Genomic DNA, 14,127 nt, shown 5'->3' on the forward strand with positions numbered 1-14,127 from the left:
CGGTGCGGCGGTGGCGTCCGCCGCCGGTGCCGGCGCGGCGGCGGGCCCGGGGCCGGCGGCATGGGCCGGATCGATGCCCGGCGGCAGGTGTGACTGCAGACCCGGCTCGATGCCCGCCGGCGGCACGTGCTGCACCGGCGCGATGTCGGGCGGGGTGGCGGCGCCCGGCGCGGGTGCGGGCGCACCGGGAACCGGCGCGCCCGGCTCCTGCACGAACTGATTCACCGACGCCGCAACGTTTTTGGACTGCGTGGGCGCCGTCGGGCTGTGGGTGAAAGCCTGCGCGGCGGCCATGAGCAGCTGGGTCGCCTGCCCGGGATTGCTGGCCGCCTGCTGGATGATCGGGCTCAGCTCCGAGAGCGCCGGCAGGCCCGGTAGTTGTTGGCTGGTGTTCGCCTGCGGTGTGGGCTGCGGCGCCGCCGGGTCGGCCGCCGCGCTCGGGCAGAACCCGAACGCGGCAGCCGACGCCGTGACGACAGCGGCCACACCTTTGGACAGATTGCGAGTGCTTACCACGATGCCCTCCGGTCTAGGTTGTGGATTTGCTGCCTACGGTGCTGCTCAGGGGATGGCCGCAAGCAGCGGAGCCATCGGGTTGAGCGCCGATGCGGCCGGGGCCGGTGCCGCCGGAGCCGGTGCCGCCGGGGCGGCCGGAGCCTGCCCGGTGGCCAGCGCCGTCAGGTCCTGCGGAAGCGTCAGCTGCGCGGGCACGTTGACCGGCAGGCCGGACGGCAGGGCCGGCATGTCGACCTTCGCCTGGGGGATCTGAGGCGCGGGCGGGGTCGCCGGCGCCGCCGGTGCCCCCAGCCCCGGGATGGCCGGCAGGCCCGGGATCGACGGTGCGGCCGGGGCGGCGGGTGCCGCGGGAGCCTGTTGCGTCAGGCCCGGGATCGAGCCGAGCCCCGGGATCGCCGACGTCGCCGACGGCGCGGTGGGGGCGGCGGGTTGGGTGAGCCCCGGGATCGACGGGATGGCCGCCGGAGACTGCGCGGGTGCGGTCGCCGAGGGCAAGCCCGGGAAGGTGATGCCGGGGGCGGCGGGCGCCGCCGGCGGGGTCGCGCCGAGGGCGGTGGCAAGGTTCTGCAGGATTTGGGGCGCGTTGGCCGCCGAACTGATCAGCTGCTGCGGAATGTTCGGCACGGGCGGGGCCGGCACGGGGTCGGCGTGGGCGATACCGCCCGTCAATAGCGCGGCGGACGAACCGACTACGACGGCGGTCGCTCGCAAATAGGTCCAGATGGTTGGCATGACTCTCCCTGGTGTTCGACGACTGGGTCCGGCGCCGAAGTTACTTTGATACTGGTGTGACTCAAGTGACACGTGTGGCATTTATTTGATCGTTACCGATACGAGTGACGGCGGTGACCGGGCGGCCCACAATCGACGGGGCGCTCGCTAAAGTCGGGCGGGTAGACACCAGCACGGCCGCCCCGGCGGCACCCCTCACGCGGCGGTTGCCCGGCCTGCTTCGGGCGGCCGCGCCGGCGCTGCTGATCGTGAGCGTGGCGGCGCGACTCGCGTGGACGTACCTGGTGCCCAACGGCGCGAATTTCGTCGACCTGCACGTCTACCTCGGCGGCGCCGCGGCGATCGACCACCCGGGCACGCTGTACAGCTACGTCTACGCCGACCAGACGCCCGACTTCCCGCTACCGTTCACCTACCCGCCGTTCGCCGCGGTCGTCTTCTACCCCCTGCACCTGTTGCCCTTCGGCCTCGTCGCGTTCCTGTGGCAGATCGCCACCATCGCGGCGTTGTACGGCGCCATCCGGATCAGCCAGCGCCTCATGGGCGTCCCCGGCCGCGCCGGTCACCGTCTGGCGATGCTGTGGACCGCGATCACGATCTGGATCGAGCCGCTGCGCAGCACCTTCGACTACGGGCAGGTCAACGTGCTGCTCATGCTGGCGGTCCTGGGGGCGGCCTACACGTCGCGGTGGTGGCTGTCGGGGCTACTGGTCGGCGTGGCGGCCGGGATCAAGCTGACGCCGGCGATCTCGGGCGTCTACCTCCTCGGCGTTCGGCGCTGGGGCGCGGCGGCGTTCTCGGCGGTCGTGTTTCTCGCGACCGTCGGCGTGTCGGTTCTCGTCGTCGGCGAACAGACCCGCTACTACTTCACCAAGCTGCTGGGCGACGCGCATCGGGTCGGGCCGATCGCCACTTCGTTCAATCAGTCCTGGCGCGGCGGCATCTCGCGGATCCTGGGGCACGACGCCGGCTTCGGCCCTGTGGTGTTGGCCGCCATCGCCGTCACCGCCCTGCTGGCGCTGCTGGCGTGGCGGGCGCTGGAGCCTTCCGATCGGCTGGGCAAGTTGCTGGTGGTGGAGTTGTTCGGGCTGCTGCTCTCGCCGATCTCGTGGACGCACCACTGGGTGTGGCTGGTGCCCCTGATGATCTGGGCGATTCACGGGCCACCGCGGGAGCGGCCGGGCGCCCGCATCGTCGGGTGGGGGTGGCTGGCGCTGACGATCGTCGGCGTGCCCTGGCTGCTGAGCTTCGCGCAACCGACCATCTGGCAGGTCAGCCGGCCGTGGTACCTGGCCTGGGCGGGGCTGACCTACATCGTGGCGGCGGTGGCGACGTTGATCTGGATCGCTGCCACCGGCCGACGCGCGCCCAAGGATTAGTCCCCGACGATCCCGTCGATGTCGCGCGCCATGTCGACGTCGTTCTGCGTGATACCGCCCGCGGAATGCGTGACCAACGCGAAAGTCACCGTCCGCCAACGGATGTCGATATCCGGGTGATGGTCCTTGCTCTCGGCGTGCTCGGCCACCCGGCGCACCGCCTCGATGCCGTCCAGAAACGACGGGAACTTGATCGACCGGCGCAGGGCGCCGCCGGAACGCTCCCAGCCATTGAGTTCGGGCAGTGCGGCGTCCACTTGCTCATCCGTTAACACAGCCATACCCCGACCGTATACCGTCACTGGCCATGCCGACCCAGATCGTCGTCGCCGGGGCGATCATCCGCGGCACCGCGGTCCTGGTCGCGCAGCGCGTCCGGCCGCCGGAACTGGCCGGGCGCTGGGAACTGCCCGGCGGCAAGGTCTCGCCCGGCGAAACCGAGCCCGACGCGCTGGCCCGTGAGCTGGCCGAGGAGTTGGGCCTTCAGATCGGCGACATCGCGGTGGGTGAACGCCTCGGCGCCGACATCGCGCTGAATGCGACGACGACGCTGCGGGCCTATCGGGTGCGGCTGCTTGACGGGGAACCGCACCCGCGCGACCATCAGGCGCTGCGCTGGGTGACGGCGGCGGAACTGGACGACGTCGACTGGGTGCCCGCCGATCGCGGCTGGCTCGGCGACTTGGCCCGAGCGCTGTGAGCAGCCTCATAACCAGCCCACAGACTCCCTGCAGCGAACGTACAGCGCCATCGCAGCTGACACGCGTGAAATCGGAAGGTAATAACGTCAAATCGCCGTAACCTCGATTTGCATGCCGGTAACGACTCCGAACATTCGTCGATGCAGAACACCCACGTTGACGGCGCGGGCCGTCGCTGACAGCCCGCGCCCGGCGTGCCTGGCGGGCTCATCGTCCGCGACCTATGGTGGTGCGCCGGCGCCGCCCTACGGGCGGATCGGCGAGCGACTCACGGCCCGAGCACGCGGCGCGACGCAACCGAGTAGGAGGGTTTAGCGCTTGACTGTCACACCTCATATCGGCGGTCCGCTCGAGGAGCTACTCGAACGCAGTGGGCGGTTCTTCACCCCCGGCGAGTTCTCGGCCGATCTGCGCACCGTCACCCGGCAGGGCGGCCGTGAGGGCGACGTCTTCTACCGCGACCGGTGGAGCCACGACAAGGTCGTCCGCTCCACGCACGGGGTGAACTGCACCGGATCGTGCTCGTGGAAGATCTACGTCAAGGACGGGATCATCACCTGGGAGACCCAGCAGACCGACTACCCGTCGGTGGGTCCGGACCGGCCCGAGTACGAGCCGCGCGGTTGCCCGCGCGGGGCGTCGTTCTCCTGGTATAGCTACTCGCCCACCCGGGTGCGCTATCCCTATGCCCGCGGCGTGCTGATCGAGATGTTCCGCGAGGCCAAGGCCCGGCTGGGTGACCCCGTACTGGCGTGGGCCGACATCCAGGGCGACCCGGAGCGCCGTCGCCGCTATCAGCGGGCGCGGGGCAAGGGCGGGCTGGTGCGGATCAGTTGGGCAGAGGCCACCGAGATGATCGCGGCCGCGCACGTGCACACCATCAAGACCTACGGCCCCGACCGGGTCGCCGGCTTCTCGCCGATCCCGGCGATGTCGATGGTGTCGTACACCGCCGGCTCGCGGTTCTACGAGCTGATCGGCGGAGCGATGACGTCGTTCTACGACTGGTATGCCGACCTGCCGGTGGCCGCGCCGCAGGTGTTCGGCGACCAGACCGACGTGCCGGAGTCAGGGGACTGGTGGGACGCGGCGTATCTGATGATGTGGGGCTCCAACGTCCCGATCACCCGGACCCCCGACGCGCACTGGATGGCCGAGGCCCGCTACCGCGGCACCAAGGTGGTGACGGTCAGCCCCGACTACGCCGACAACACCAAGTTCGCCGACGAGTGGATGCCGTGCGCCGCCGGCACCGACGGGGCGCTGGCCATGGCGATGGGCCACGTGATGCTGTCGGAATGCTATGTGCGCAACCAGGTTCCGTTCTTCGCCGACTTCGCGCGCCGCTACACCGACCTACCGTTCCTGATCAAGCTCGAGCAGCGCGGCGACATGTTGGTGCCCGGCAAGAACCTGACGGCAGCGGACATCGGCGAGACCACTGAAAACTCCGAGAATGCCGCGCTCAAGCCCGCGGTTTTCGATGAGGCGACGAATTCCGTTGCCATTCCCCAAGGCTCGCTGGGCTTCCGCTACGGCGAGGACGGCGTCGGCAAGTGGAACCTCGACCTCGGGGAGCTGACGCCGGCGCTCAGCGTCATCGGGGCCCACGACACCGCGCTCGTCCACCTGCCCAGCTTCGACACGGTGAACGGCGAGGGCGGCACGCTGGCGCAGGGGGTGCCGGTGCGCCGCGTCGGTAACCACCTGGTGTGCACCGTCTTCGACCTGATGCTCGCCCAGTACGGGGTGGCACGCCCCGGGCTGCCCGGCGACTGGCCCACCGGCTACGACGACCCGACGCACCAGAACACCCCGGCCTGGCAGGAGCCGATCACCGGCGTCTCGGCCGCGCAGGCCATCCGCGTCGCCAGGGAATTCGCCCGCAGCGCCGAGGAATCCGGCGGCCGCTCGATGATCATCATGGGCGGCGGCATCTGCCACTGGTTCCACAGCGACGCCATCTACCGCGCGGTGCTGGCGCTGCTGATGTTGACCGGGTCGATGGGCCGCAACGGCGGCGGCTGGGCGCATTACGTCGGTCAGGAGAAGGTGCGTCCGCTCACCGGCTTTCAGACCATGGCGATGGCCACCGACTGGTCGCGCCCGCCGCGGCAGGTGCCCGGCGCCTCGTACTGGTACGCGCACACCGACCAATGGCGCTACGACGGGTACGGGGCGGACAAACTCGCCAGCCCGGTGGGCCGCGGCCGGTTCGCGGGCAAGCACACGATCGACCTGCTGGCCTCCTCGGTGGCGATGGGCTGGAGCCCGTTCTACCCGCAGTTCGACCGGTCCAGCCTGCAGGTCGCCGACGAGGCCCGCGCCGCCGACCTCGACGCGGCCGAGTACGTCGCCGAGCAGCTCGGGCGGCGCGAACTCAAGCTCGCCGTGACCGATCCCGACAATCCGGCCAACTGGCCGCGGGTGCTCACCGTGTGGCGGGCCAACCTGATCGGCTCGTCGGGCAAGGGCGGGGAGTACTTCCTGCGCCACCTCTTGGGCACCGATTCCAACGCGCAGGCGCGGCCCCCGGAGGACGGGGTGCGGCCCGTCGACGTGGCGTGCGGCGGCGAGATCCCCGAGGGCAAGCTCGATCTGATGATGTCGATCGACTTCCGGATGACCTCGACGACGCTGGTGTCCGACGTGGTGCTGCCGGCGGCGACCTGGTACGAGAAGGCCGACCTGTCCAGCACCGACATGCACCCCTACGTGCACGCGTTCAGCGCCGCCACCGACCCGCCGTGGGAAACCCGTTCGGACTTCGACGCTTTCGGCGCCATCGCCCGGGCGTTCAGCGCGATGGCCAAGCGCCACCTCGGCACCCGACGCGACGTGGTGCTCACCGCGCTGCAGCACGACACCCCGGACGCGATGGCCTATCCCGACGGCACCGAGCGGGACTGGCTGCACACCGGCGCCACCCCGGTGCCCGGACGCACGATGGCCAAAGTCACGGTGGTGGAACGCGATTACACCGCCATCTACGACAAGTGGCTCACGTTGGGCCCGCTCGTCGATCAGTTCGGGGTGACCACCAAGGGCGTCACCGTGCACCCGTTCCGGGAGGTCGAGGAATTGGCCGCCCGGTTCGGCGTGATGAATTCCGGCGTCGCGGCGGGTCGTCCGGCCGTGACGACCGCCACCCGGATGGCCGACGTGCTGCTGCTGTTGTCGGGGACGACCAACGGCCGGCTGGCCGTCGAGGGTTTCCGCGAGCTGGAGAAGCGCACGGGCCAGCGGCTGGCACACCTGGCCGAAGGTAGCGAGGAGCGCCGCATCACCTACGCCGACACCCAGGCCCGCCCCGTCCCGGTGATCACCAGCCCGGAGTGGTCGGGCAGTGAGACCGGCGGCCGCCGCTACGCCCCGTTCACCATCAACATCGAGAACCTCAAGCCGTTTCACACGCTGACCGGGCGGATGCACTTCTATCTGGCGCACGACTGGGTCGAGGAACTCGGCGAGCATCTGCCCGTCTATCGGCCGCCGCTGGACATGGCGCGGCTGTTCGGCCAACCGGAGCTGGGCCCGACCGACGACGGGATCGGCCTCACCGTGCGGTATCTGACCCCGCACTCGAAGTGGTCGTTCCACTCCACCTACCAGGACAATTTGTACATGCTGTCGTTGTCGCGCGGCGGACCGACGATGTGGATGAGCCCGGGCGACGCGGCGAAAATCGGTGTGCGGGACAACGATTGGGTGGAGGCGGTGAACGTCAACGGCGTCTACGTGTGCCGGGCGATCGTCAGCCACCGGATGCCCGACGGCGTGGTCTACGTCTACCACGTCCAGGAGCGCACCGTCGACACCCCGCGCACCGAGACCAACAACAAGCGTGGCGGCAACCACAACGCGCTGACCCGGGTGCGCATCAAGCCCAGCCACCTCGCCGGGGGCTACGCCCAGCATTCGTTCGCGTTCAACTACCTGGGCCCCACCGGCAACCAGCGCGACGAGGTGACCGTGGTGCGGCGTCGCAGCCAGGAAGTGCGGTACTGACATGAAGGTCATGGCACAGCTCGCGATGGTGATGAACCTGGACAAGTGCATCGGCTGCCACACCTGCTCGGTCACCTGCAAGCAGGCCTGGACCAACCGCGGCGGCACCGAGTACGTCTGGTTCAACAACGTGGAAACGCGCCCGGGGCAAGGCTATCCGCGCACCTACGAGGACCAGGAGCGCTGGCGCGGCGGCTGGATCCGCGACAAGAAGGGCCGGCTGCGGTTGCGCGACGGCGGCCGCATCCACAAGCTGTTGCGGATCTTCGCCAACCCCAAGCTGCCCACCATCGACGAGTACTACGAGCCGTGGACCTACGACTACGAGAACCTGACGACGGCGCCGGCGGGTGACACCTTCCCCACGGCCGCGCCCAGGAGCCTGATCAGCGGTGAGCCGATGAAGGTGTCGTGGGGACCCAACTGGGACGACAACCTGGCCGGGTCGCCCGAAATCCTGTCCGGTGACCCGATTTTGCAGAAGGTCAGCGACGAGATCACCCTCAAGCTCGAAGAGACCTTCATGTTCTACCTGCCGCGGATCTGCGAGCACTGCCTCAACCCGTCCTGCGTCGCGTCGTGCCCGTCGGGCGCGATGTACAAGCGCAGCGAGGACGGCATCGTGCTCGTCGATCAGGACCGCTGCCGCGGCTGGCGGATGTGCGTGTCCGGATGCCCTTACAAGAAGGTGTATTTCAACCACAAGACCGGCAAGGCCGAGAAGTGCACGCTGTGTTACCCGCGGATCGAGGTCGGCCTGCCGACGATCTGCTCGGAGACGTGCGTGGGCCGGCTGCGTTATCTCGGCCTCGTGCTCTACGACGCCGACCGGGTGCTCGAGGCCGCGGCGGTGCAAGACGACAAGGACCTCTACGACGCGCAGCGCCGGATCCTGTTGGACCCCAGCGATCCCGAGGTCATCGCCGCCGCCCGCGCCGAGGGCATCGCCGACGAGTGGATCGAGGCCGCGCAGCGGTCCCCGGTGTACGCGCTGATCAACAAGTTCAAGGTGGCGCTGCCGCTGCACCCGGAGTACCGGACCATGCCGATGGTCTGGTACATCCCGCCGCTGTCGCCGGTCGTCGACGCCGTCAGCCGCGACGGGCACGACGGCGAGGACCTGGGCAACCTTTTCGGCGCGCTGGACGCGCTGCGCATCCCGATGCGATACCTCGCCGAACTGTTCACCGCCGGCGACACCCACGTGGTCGAGGGCGTGCTGCGCCGGCTGGCCGCGATGCGCTCCTACATGCGCGACATCAACCTCGGGCGCGAGACTCAGCCCCACATCGCGCACGCCGTCGGCATGACCGAAGAAGAGATCTACGACATGTACCGGTTGCTGGCGATCGCGAAATACGAAGAGCGCTACGTCATTCCAACGGCCTTCACCCCGCAGGCCCGCGATCTCGAGGAGATGGGCTGCTCGCTGTCGGGCGACGGCGGTCCGGGGATGTACGAATCCGGCCCGTTCGGCGAGGGCAGCGGCGCCCCGGTGCCGGTGGCGGTGGAAACCTTCCACGCCCTCAAACAGCGCCAGCTGGGCGGGGGCGGTCGCACGCGGGTGAATCTGCTCACGTGGGACGGCGACGGGGTGCCCGACGGGCTGTTCCCGGAGGGCGGGCGATGAGGCTGCTCGCCCCGCTCCGGGACCGTTCGGCCAACCGGACGCTGCAGGACCGGCTGATATGGCAGGCGGCGTCGCTGCTGCTCGCCTATCCCGATGACGGGCTGGCCGATCGGCTCGGCACCGTCGAGCAGCTGCTGGGCCCCGTCGACACGCCCGCGGCGGCGCTGCTGCGCCGCACGGCCGCGGCCCTGCGGGCGCTGACGCCGATGGCCGCCGAGACGGGCTACGTCGAGACCTTCGACATGCGCCGGCGCACCACCATGTACCTGACGTACTGGACCGCCGGGGACACCCGCAACCGCGGCCGGGAGATGCTGGCGTTCGCCACGGCCTACCGCGACGCGGGCGTCGAACCGCCCCGCGCCGAGGCGCCGGACCACCTACCCGTCGTCCTCGAGTTCGCCGCCACCGTCGACCCCGGCGCCGGGCGCCGCCTGCTGGTCGAGCACCGGGTTCCCATCGAGGTGCTGCGGGACGCCCTCGCCGACGCCGGGTCGCCCTACCAGCACGCGATCACCGCGGTCTGCCAGACGCTGCCGCCCGCCACCGACGAGGAGGCGCGCCGGGCGCAACGACTGGCTCAGAGCGGCCCACCCGCGGAAGCGGTTGGGCTGCAACCGTTTACCCTGACCATCCCGCCGAAGCGCACCAAGGGAGCCTGACTTGGTCCACCTGAAATTGATCGAAATCTTCTGGGACGACGTGCCTTACGTCGTCTTGGCGGCCGCGGCCGTCGGCACCTGGTGGCGCTACCGCTACGACAAGTTCGGCTGGACCACCCGTTCGTCGCAGATCTACGAATCGAAGTTGTTGTCGATCGGCAGCCCGCTCTTCCACTTCGGCAGCCTCGCGGTGATCATGGGCCACGTCATGGGCCTGGTCGTCCCGGAATCCTGGACGCGGGCCGTCGGGATGAGCGATCACATCTATCACCTGCAGGCGCTGCTGCTCGGCGTGCCCGCCGGTTTCGCCACCCTGATCGGCATCGGATTGCTGATCTATCGTCGCCGCACCCACGGGCCGGTATTCCGGGCCACCACCCGCAACGACAAGCTGATGTACCTGGTGTTGGTGTGCGCCATCGTGGCCGGTTTGAGTTGCACCCTGATGGGTGCCACGCCCCATGGTGAGGCGCATGACTACCGGCAGAACGTTTCCGTCTGGTTCCGGTCGATCTGGCTGCTCGATCCGCGCGGTGACCTGATGGCGCACGCGGCGTTCTACTACCAGATCCACGTGGCCATCGCCCTGGCGTTGTTCGCCTTGTGGCCGTTCACCCGGCTTGTGCATGCCTTCAGCGCGCCGATCGGTTATCTCTTCCGGCCCTACATCGTCTACCGCAGCCGCGACGTGGCCGAGACGCACGAATTGATCGGGTCGGCGCCGCGACGCCGCGGCTGGTGACGACCGGCCGGCGATTCAGTGTGCATCCTGGGCTTCGGGTGTGCGCCCAGGGCGACGACACGCCGTCCCGGCGCACCGCCACTGCACACAGTGCGCCGCCACCGCACACTCAACGCCGCGGAGCTGGCGCGTATCGGCCAGTTCGCTATCTGAGGCCCTCGCTGCCAGAATCACCGACGTGCCATTCCGCAATGTCGCCATAGTCGCCCACGTCGACCACGGGAAAACCACCCTGGTCGACGCGATGCTGCGGCAGTCCGGCGCGCTGCACCACCGCGGCGACGACACCCAGGAACGCATCATGGACAGCGGTGACCTCGAGAAAGAAAAAGGGATCACCATCCTGGCCAAGAACACCGCCGTGCACCGCCACAACAGCGACGGGACGGTCACGGTCATCAACGTGATCGACACTCCGGGGCACGCGGACTTCGGCGGCGAGGTGGAGCGCGGGCTGTCCATGGTGGACGGGGTCCTGCTGCTGGTCGACGCGTCCGAGGGCCCCTTGCCGCAGACGCGGTTCGTGCTCCGCAAGGCGCTCACGGCCCACCTGCCGGTCATCCTGGTGGTCAACAAGACCGACCGGCCGGACGCGCGCATCGCCGAGGTCGTGGAGGCCAGCCACGACCTATTGCTGGACGTGGCATCGGATCTCGACGACGAGGCGGCCGCCGCGGCCGAGCACGCCCTGGGTCTGCCGACGCTGTACGCGTCCGGGCGGGCGGGCGTGGCCAGCACCGAGCAGCCCGCCAACGGCGAGGTGCCCGCGGGAGAAAACCTGGACCCGCTGTTCGACGTGTTGATGGAGCACATCCCGCCGCCCTCCGGCGACGCGGAGGCGCCGCTGCAGGCGTTGGTGACCAACCTCGACGCCTCGGCCTTCCTCGGGCGGCTCGCGCTGATCCGCGTCTACAACGGCAAGCTGCGCAAGGGCCAGCAGGTCGCCTGGATGCGCGAGGTCGACGGGTTGCCGGTAATCACCAGCGCCAAGATCACCGAGTTGCTCGCGACCGAGGGCGTCGAGCGGAACCCCACGGAGGTCGCGGCGGCCGGAGATATCGTGGCGGTGGCGGGCATCCCCGAGATCATGATCGGCGACACGCTGGCCGATCCCGACCATGCCCACGCGCTGCCGCGCATCACCGTCGACGAACCGGCGATCTCGGTGACGATCGGCACCAACACCTCGCCGCTGGCTGGCAAGGTGAGCGGGCACAAGCTCACCGCGCGGATGGTCCGCAACCGGCTGGACACCGAGTTGGTCGGCAACGTGTCGATCCGGGTCGTCGACATCGGAGCGCCCGACGCCTGGGAGGTGCAGGGCCGCGGCGAGCTCGCCCTGGCCGTGCTGGTCGAGCAGATGCGCCGCGAGGGCTTCGAGCTCACGGTCGGCAAGCCGCAGGTGGTCACCAAGACCATCGACGGTCGGCTGCACGAGCCGTTCGAGGCGATGACGATCGACTGCCCCGACGAATTCGTCGGCGCGATAACGCAATTGATGGCCGGCCGCAAGGGCCGCATGGAGGAGATGACCAATCACGCGGCCGGCTGGGTGCGGATGGATTTCATCGTGCCCAGCCGCGGGTTGATCGGCTTCCGCACCGACTTTCTCACCCTCACCCGCGGGACGGGCATCGCCAACGCCGTGTTCGACGGGTACCGGCCCTGGGCGGGGGAGATCCGGGCCCGGCACACCGGCTCCCTGGTGTCGGACCGGTCCGGCACCATCACGCCGTTCGCCTTGCTGCAGCTGGCCGACCGCGGGCAGTTCTTCGTCGAGCCGGGCCAGGACACCTACGAGGGCATGGTGGTGGGGATCAACCCCCGTCCCGAGGATCTCGACATCAACGTCACGCGGGAGAAGAAGCTGACCAACATGCGGTCGTCGACCGCGGACGTGATGGAAACCCTGGCCAAGCCGCTGGAGCTGGACCTGGAACAGGCGATGGAGTTCTGCGCCCCCGACGAATGCGTCGAGGTGACCCCCGAGATCGTGCGGGTCCGCAAGGTCGAGCTGGACGCCACCACCCGGGCCCGCAGCCGGGCGCGGGCCAAGGCCCGGGGCTAGCCGCGCGTGGCCCGACGGGCTGCGGGGCGCCTGCTGGATACCCTGATGGGCGTGCCGAGACGAGCCCGCCGCCTCTTCCTCACGGTGGCCGCGGTGGTCTCGCTGTTCGGGGTGGTGCTGGCGGCGTGCACGGTCAACCCCCCGCCCGCCCCGCAGAGCACCGACACGCCACACAACTCGGCGCCGCCACCGCAGCGGCCGACTCAGATCATCATGGGCATCGACTCGATCGGCGCCGGTTTCAACCCCCATCTGCTGTCCGACCTGTCGCCGGTGAACGCGGCGATCAGCGCGCTGGTGTTGCCCAGCGCGTTCCGGCCGGTGCCGGATCCCACCACGCCGACGGGCTCGCGCTGGGAGATGGACCCGACCCTGTTGGTGTCCGCGGAGGTGACCAACCAGAACCCGTTCACGGTGGCCTACAAGATCAGGCCCGAGGCGCAGTGGACCGACAACGCCCCGATCGCCGCCGACGACTTCTGGTACCTGTGGCGCCAGATGGTCAGCCAGCCCGGCGTGGTCGACCCGGCCGGCTACGACCTCATCACCGGCGTGCAATCGCTCGAGGGCGGCAAGCAGGCCGTGGTCACCTTCGCGCAACCGTATCCGGCCTGGAAGGAGCTGTTCAGCAACATCCTGCCGGCACACATCATCAAGGACGCGCCGGGCGGTTTCCTGGCCGGGCTGGCGCGCGCCCTGCCGGTCACCGGCGGCCAGTTCCGCGTCGAGACCATCGACCCGCAGCGCGACGAGATCCTGCTCGCCCGCAACGACCGCTACTGGGGCCCGCCCGCCAAACCCGCGCTGATCCTCTTCCGCCGCGCCGGCGCGCCCGCCGCGCTGGCCGATTCCGTGCGCAACGGCGACACCCAGGTGGCCCAGGTGCACGGCGGGTCCGCGGCGTTCGCGCAGCTCTCGGCCATCCCCGACGTGCGCACCGCCCGGATCGTGACGCCCCGGGTCATGCAGCTCACGCTGCGGGCCAGCGAGCCGAAGCTGTCCGATGCCCAGGTCCGCAAGGCGATCCTGGGGTTGCTCGACGTTGACCTGCTGGCGGCCGTGGGCGCGGGCAGCGACAACACCGTCACGCTGGACCAGGCCCTGATCCGCTCGCCGAGCGACCCCGGCTACGAGCCGACGGCTCCGCCGGCGATGACCACGCCGGCGGCGCTGGCTTTGCTGTCGGCGTCGGGTTATCAGATCGACAGCAACTCGTCGACGTCGCCGACCCCCACCCCGGCGAGCACCGGCCCGCCCGAGGTCATCCGCGGCCGGATCAGTAAGAACGGCCAACCGCTGTCGCTGGCCATCGGGGTGGCGTCGAACGACCCGACGTCGGTCGCGGTGGCCAACACCGCCGCCGACCGGTTGCGCAACGTCGGCATCGACGCGACCGTGCTGGCGCTCGACCCGGTGACGCTGTATCGCGACGCGCTGACCAACAACCAGGTGGACGCGATCGTGGGCTGGCACCGGGCCGGGGGGAACCTGGCGACCCTGCTGGCCTCGCGCTACGGTTGCCCCGCGCTGCAGACGACGACGGTGTCACCGTCCAGCACGCCGACCACCACACCCGCCGCGGGCCCGGCGCCCGCGAGCCCGGGCACGAGCCCCGCGACGTCTCCACCGGCGCCGACCCCGGCACCGCCGCCCCCCCGGCGCCCGGTCGGGCGGGTATCGCGATAGCCG

At 69.9% G+C, this 14,127-nt stretch carries 9 protein-coding genes and 2 pseudogenes; 8 read left to right on the forward strand and 3 right to left on the reverse strand.

Annotated elements, in window-relative coordinates; translation table 11 throughout:
- Together A5705_RS03645 and A5705_RS03650 are read right to left on the reverse strand one after the other, a co-directional pair.
- Positions 1 to 516, reverse strand: a pseudogene (locus A5705_RS03645) (hypothetical protein); the annotation flags it as partial.
- Positions 517 to 561: 45 nt separating this feature from the next.
- The gene (locus A5705_RS03650) at positions 562 to 1,248 is read right to left on the reverse strand and encodes a hypothetical protein (protein WP_067881309.1); all 687 of its coding nucleotides are present in this window, start codon (positions 1,246 to 1,248) and stop codon (positions 562 to 564) included.
- A gap of 113 nt (positions 1,249 to 1,361) precedes the next feature.
- Here A5705_RS03650 and A5705_RS03655 point away from each other — a divergent pair, with 113 nt between their 5' ends.
- Positions 1,362 to 2,627: a mannosyltransferase gene (locus tag A5705_RS03655; protein WP_068275502.1), complete on the forward strand. Its 1,266-nt coding sequence runs from the start codon at positions 1,362 to 1,364 to the stop codon at positions 2,625 to 2,627.
- Here A5705_RS03655 and A5705_RS03660 read toward each other — a convergent pair.
- The gene (locus A5705_RS03660) at positions 2,624 to 2,908 is read right to left on the reverse strand and encodes a 4a-hydroxytetrahydrobiopterin dehydratase (RefSeq protein ID WP_067881304.1); all 285 of its coding nucleotides are present in this window, start codon (positions 2,906 to 2,908) and stop codon (positions 2,624 to 2,626) included. The genes A5705_RS03655 and A5705_RS03660 overlap by 4 nt on opposite strands.
- Before the next feature lie 26 nt (positions 2,909 to 2,934).
- Here A5705_RS03660 and A5705_RS03665 point away from each other — a divergent pair, with 26 nt between their 5' ends.
- The 7 genes and pseudogenes from A5705_RS03665 to A5705_RS03695 all read left to right on the forward strand — a co-directional run.
- Positions 2,935 to 3,327 (forward strand): (deoxy)nucleoside triphosphate pyrophosphohydrolase, encoded by a 393-nt coding sequence (locus tag A5705_RS03665; RefSeq protein ID WP_067881302.1) that lies wholly within the window; start codon positions 2,935 to 2,937, stop codon positions 3,325 to 3,327.
- Positions 3,328 to 3,646: 319 nt separating this feature from the next.
- Positions 3,647 to 7,336: a nitrate reductase subunit alpha gene (locus tag A5705_RS03670; protein ID WP_068275493.1), complete on the forward strand. Its 3,690-nt coding sequence runs from the start codon at positions 3,647 to 3,649 to the stop codon at positions 7,334 to 7,336.
- 1 nt (position 7,337) lies between these two features.
- On the forward strand, positions 7,338 to 8,966 hold the full coding sequence (narH, locus tag A5705_RS03675; RefSeq protein WP_068275497.1) for a nitrate reductase subunit beta: 1,629 nt from the start codon (positions 7,338 to 7,340) through the stop codon (positions 8,964 to 8,966).
- Positions 8,963 to 9,628: a nitrate reductase molybdenum cofactor assembly chaperone gene (gene narJ / locus A5705_RS03680; RefSeq protein ID WP_067881293.1), complete on the forward strand. Its 666-nt coding sequence runs from the start codon at positions 8,963 to 8,965 to the stop codon at positions 9,626 to 9,628. Before narH ends, narJ begins: the two co-directional genes overlap by 4 nt.
- Before the next feature lies 1 nt (position 9,629).
- A complete protein-coding gene (gene narI, locus A5705_RS03685) occupies positions 9,630 to 10,370 on the forward strand; it encodes a respiratory nitrate reductase subunit gamma (RefSeq protein WP_156763023.1) in 741 nt (246 codons plus the stop codon).
- 178 nt (positions 10,371 to 10,548) lie between these two features.
- Positions 10,549 to 12,438, forward strand: coding sequence for a translational GTPase TypA (gene typA, locus A5705_RS03690; RefSeq protein WP_068275500.1), 1,890 nt, complete (start codon positions 10,549 to 10,551; stop codon positions 12,436 to 12,438).
- Positions 12,439 to 12,483: 45 nt separating this feature from the next.
- Positions 12,484 to 14,103, forward strand: a pseudogene (locus A5705_RS03695) (ABC transporter family substrate-binding protein); the annotation flags it as partial.
- Positions 14,104 to 14,127 lie beyond the last annotated feature (24 nt).

Source organism: Mycobacterium sp. E787 (assembly GCF_001668725.1).
GTDB lineage: Bacteria > Actinomycetota > Actinomycetes > Mycobacteriales > Mycobacteriaceae > Mycobacterium.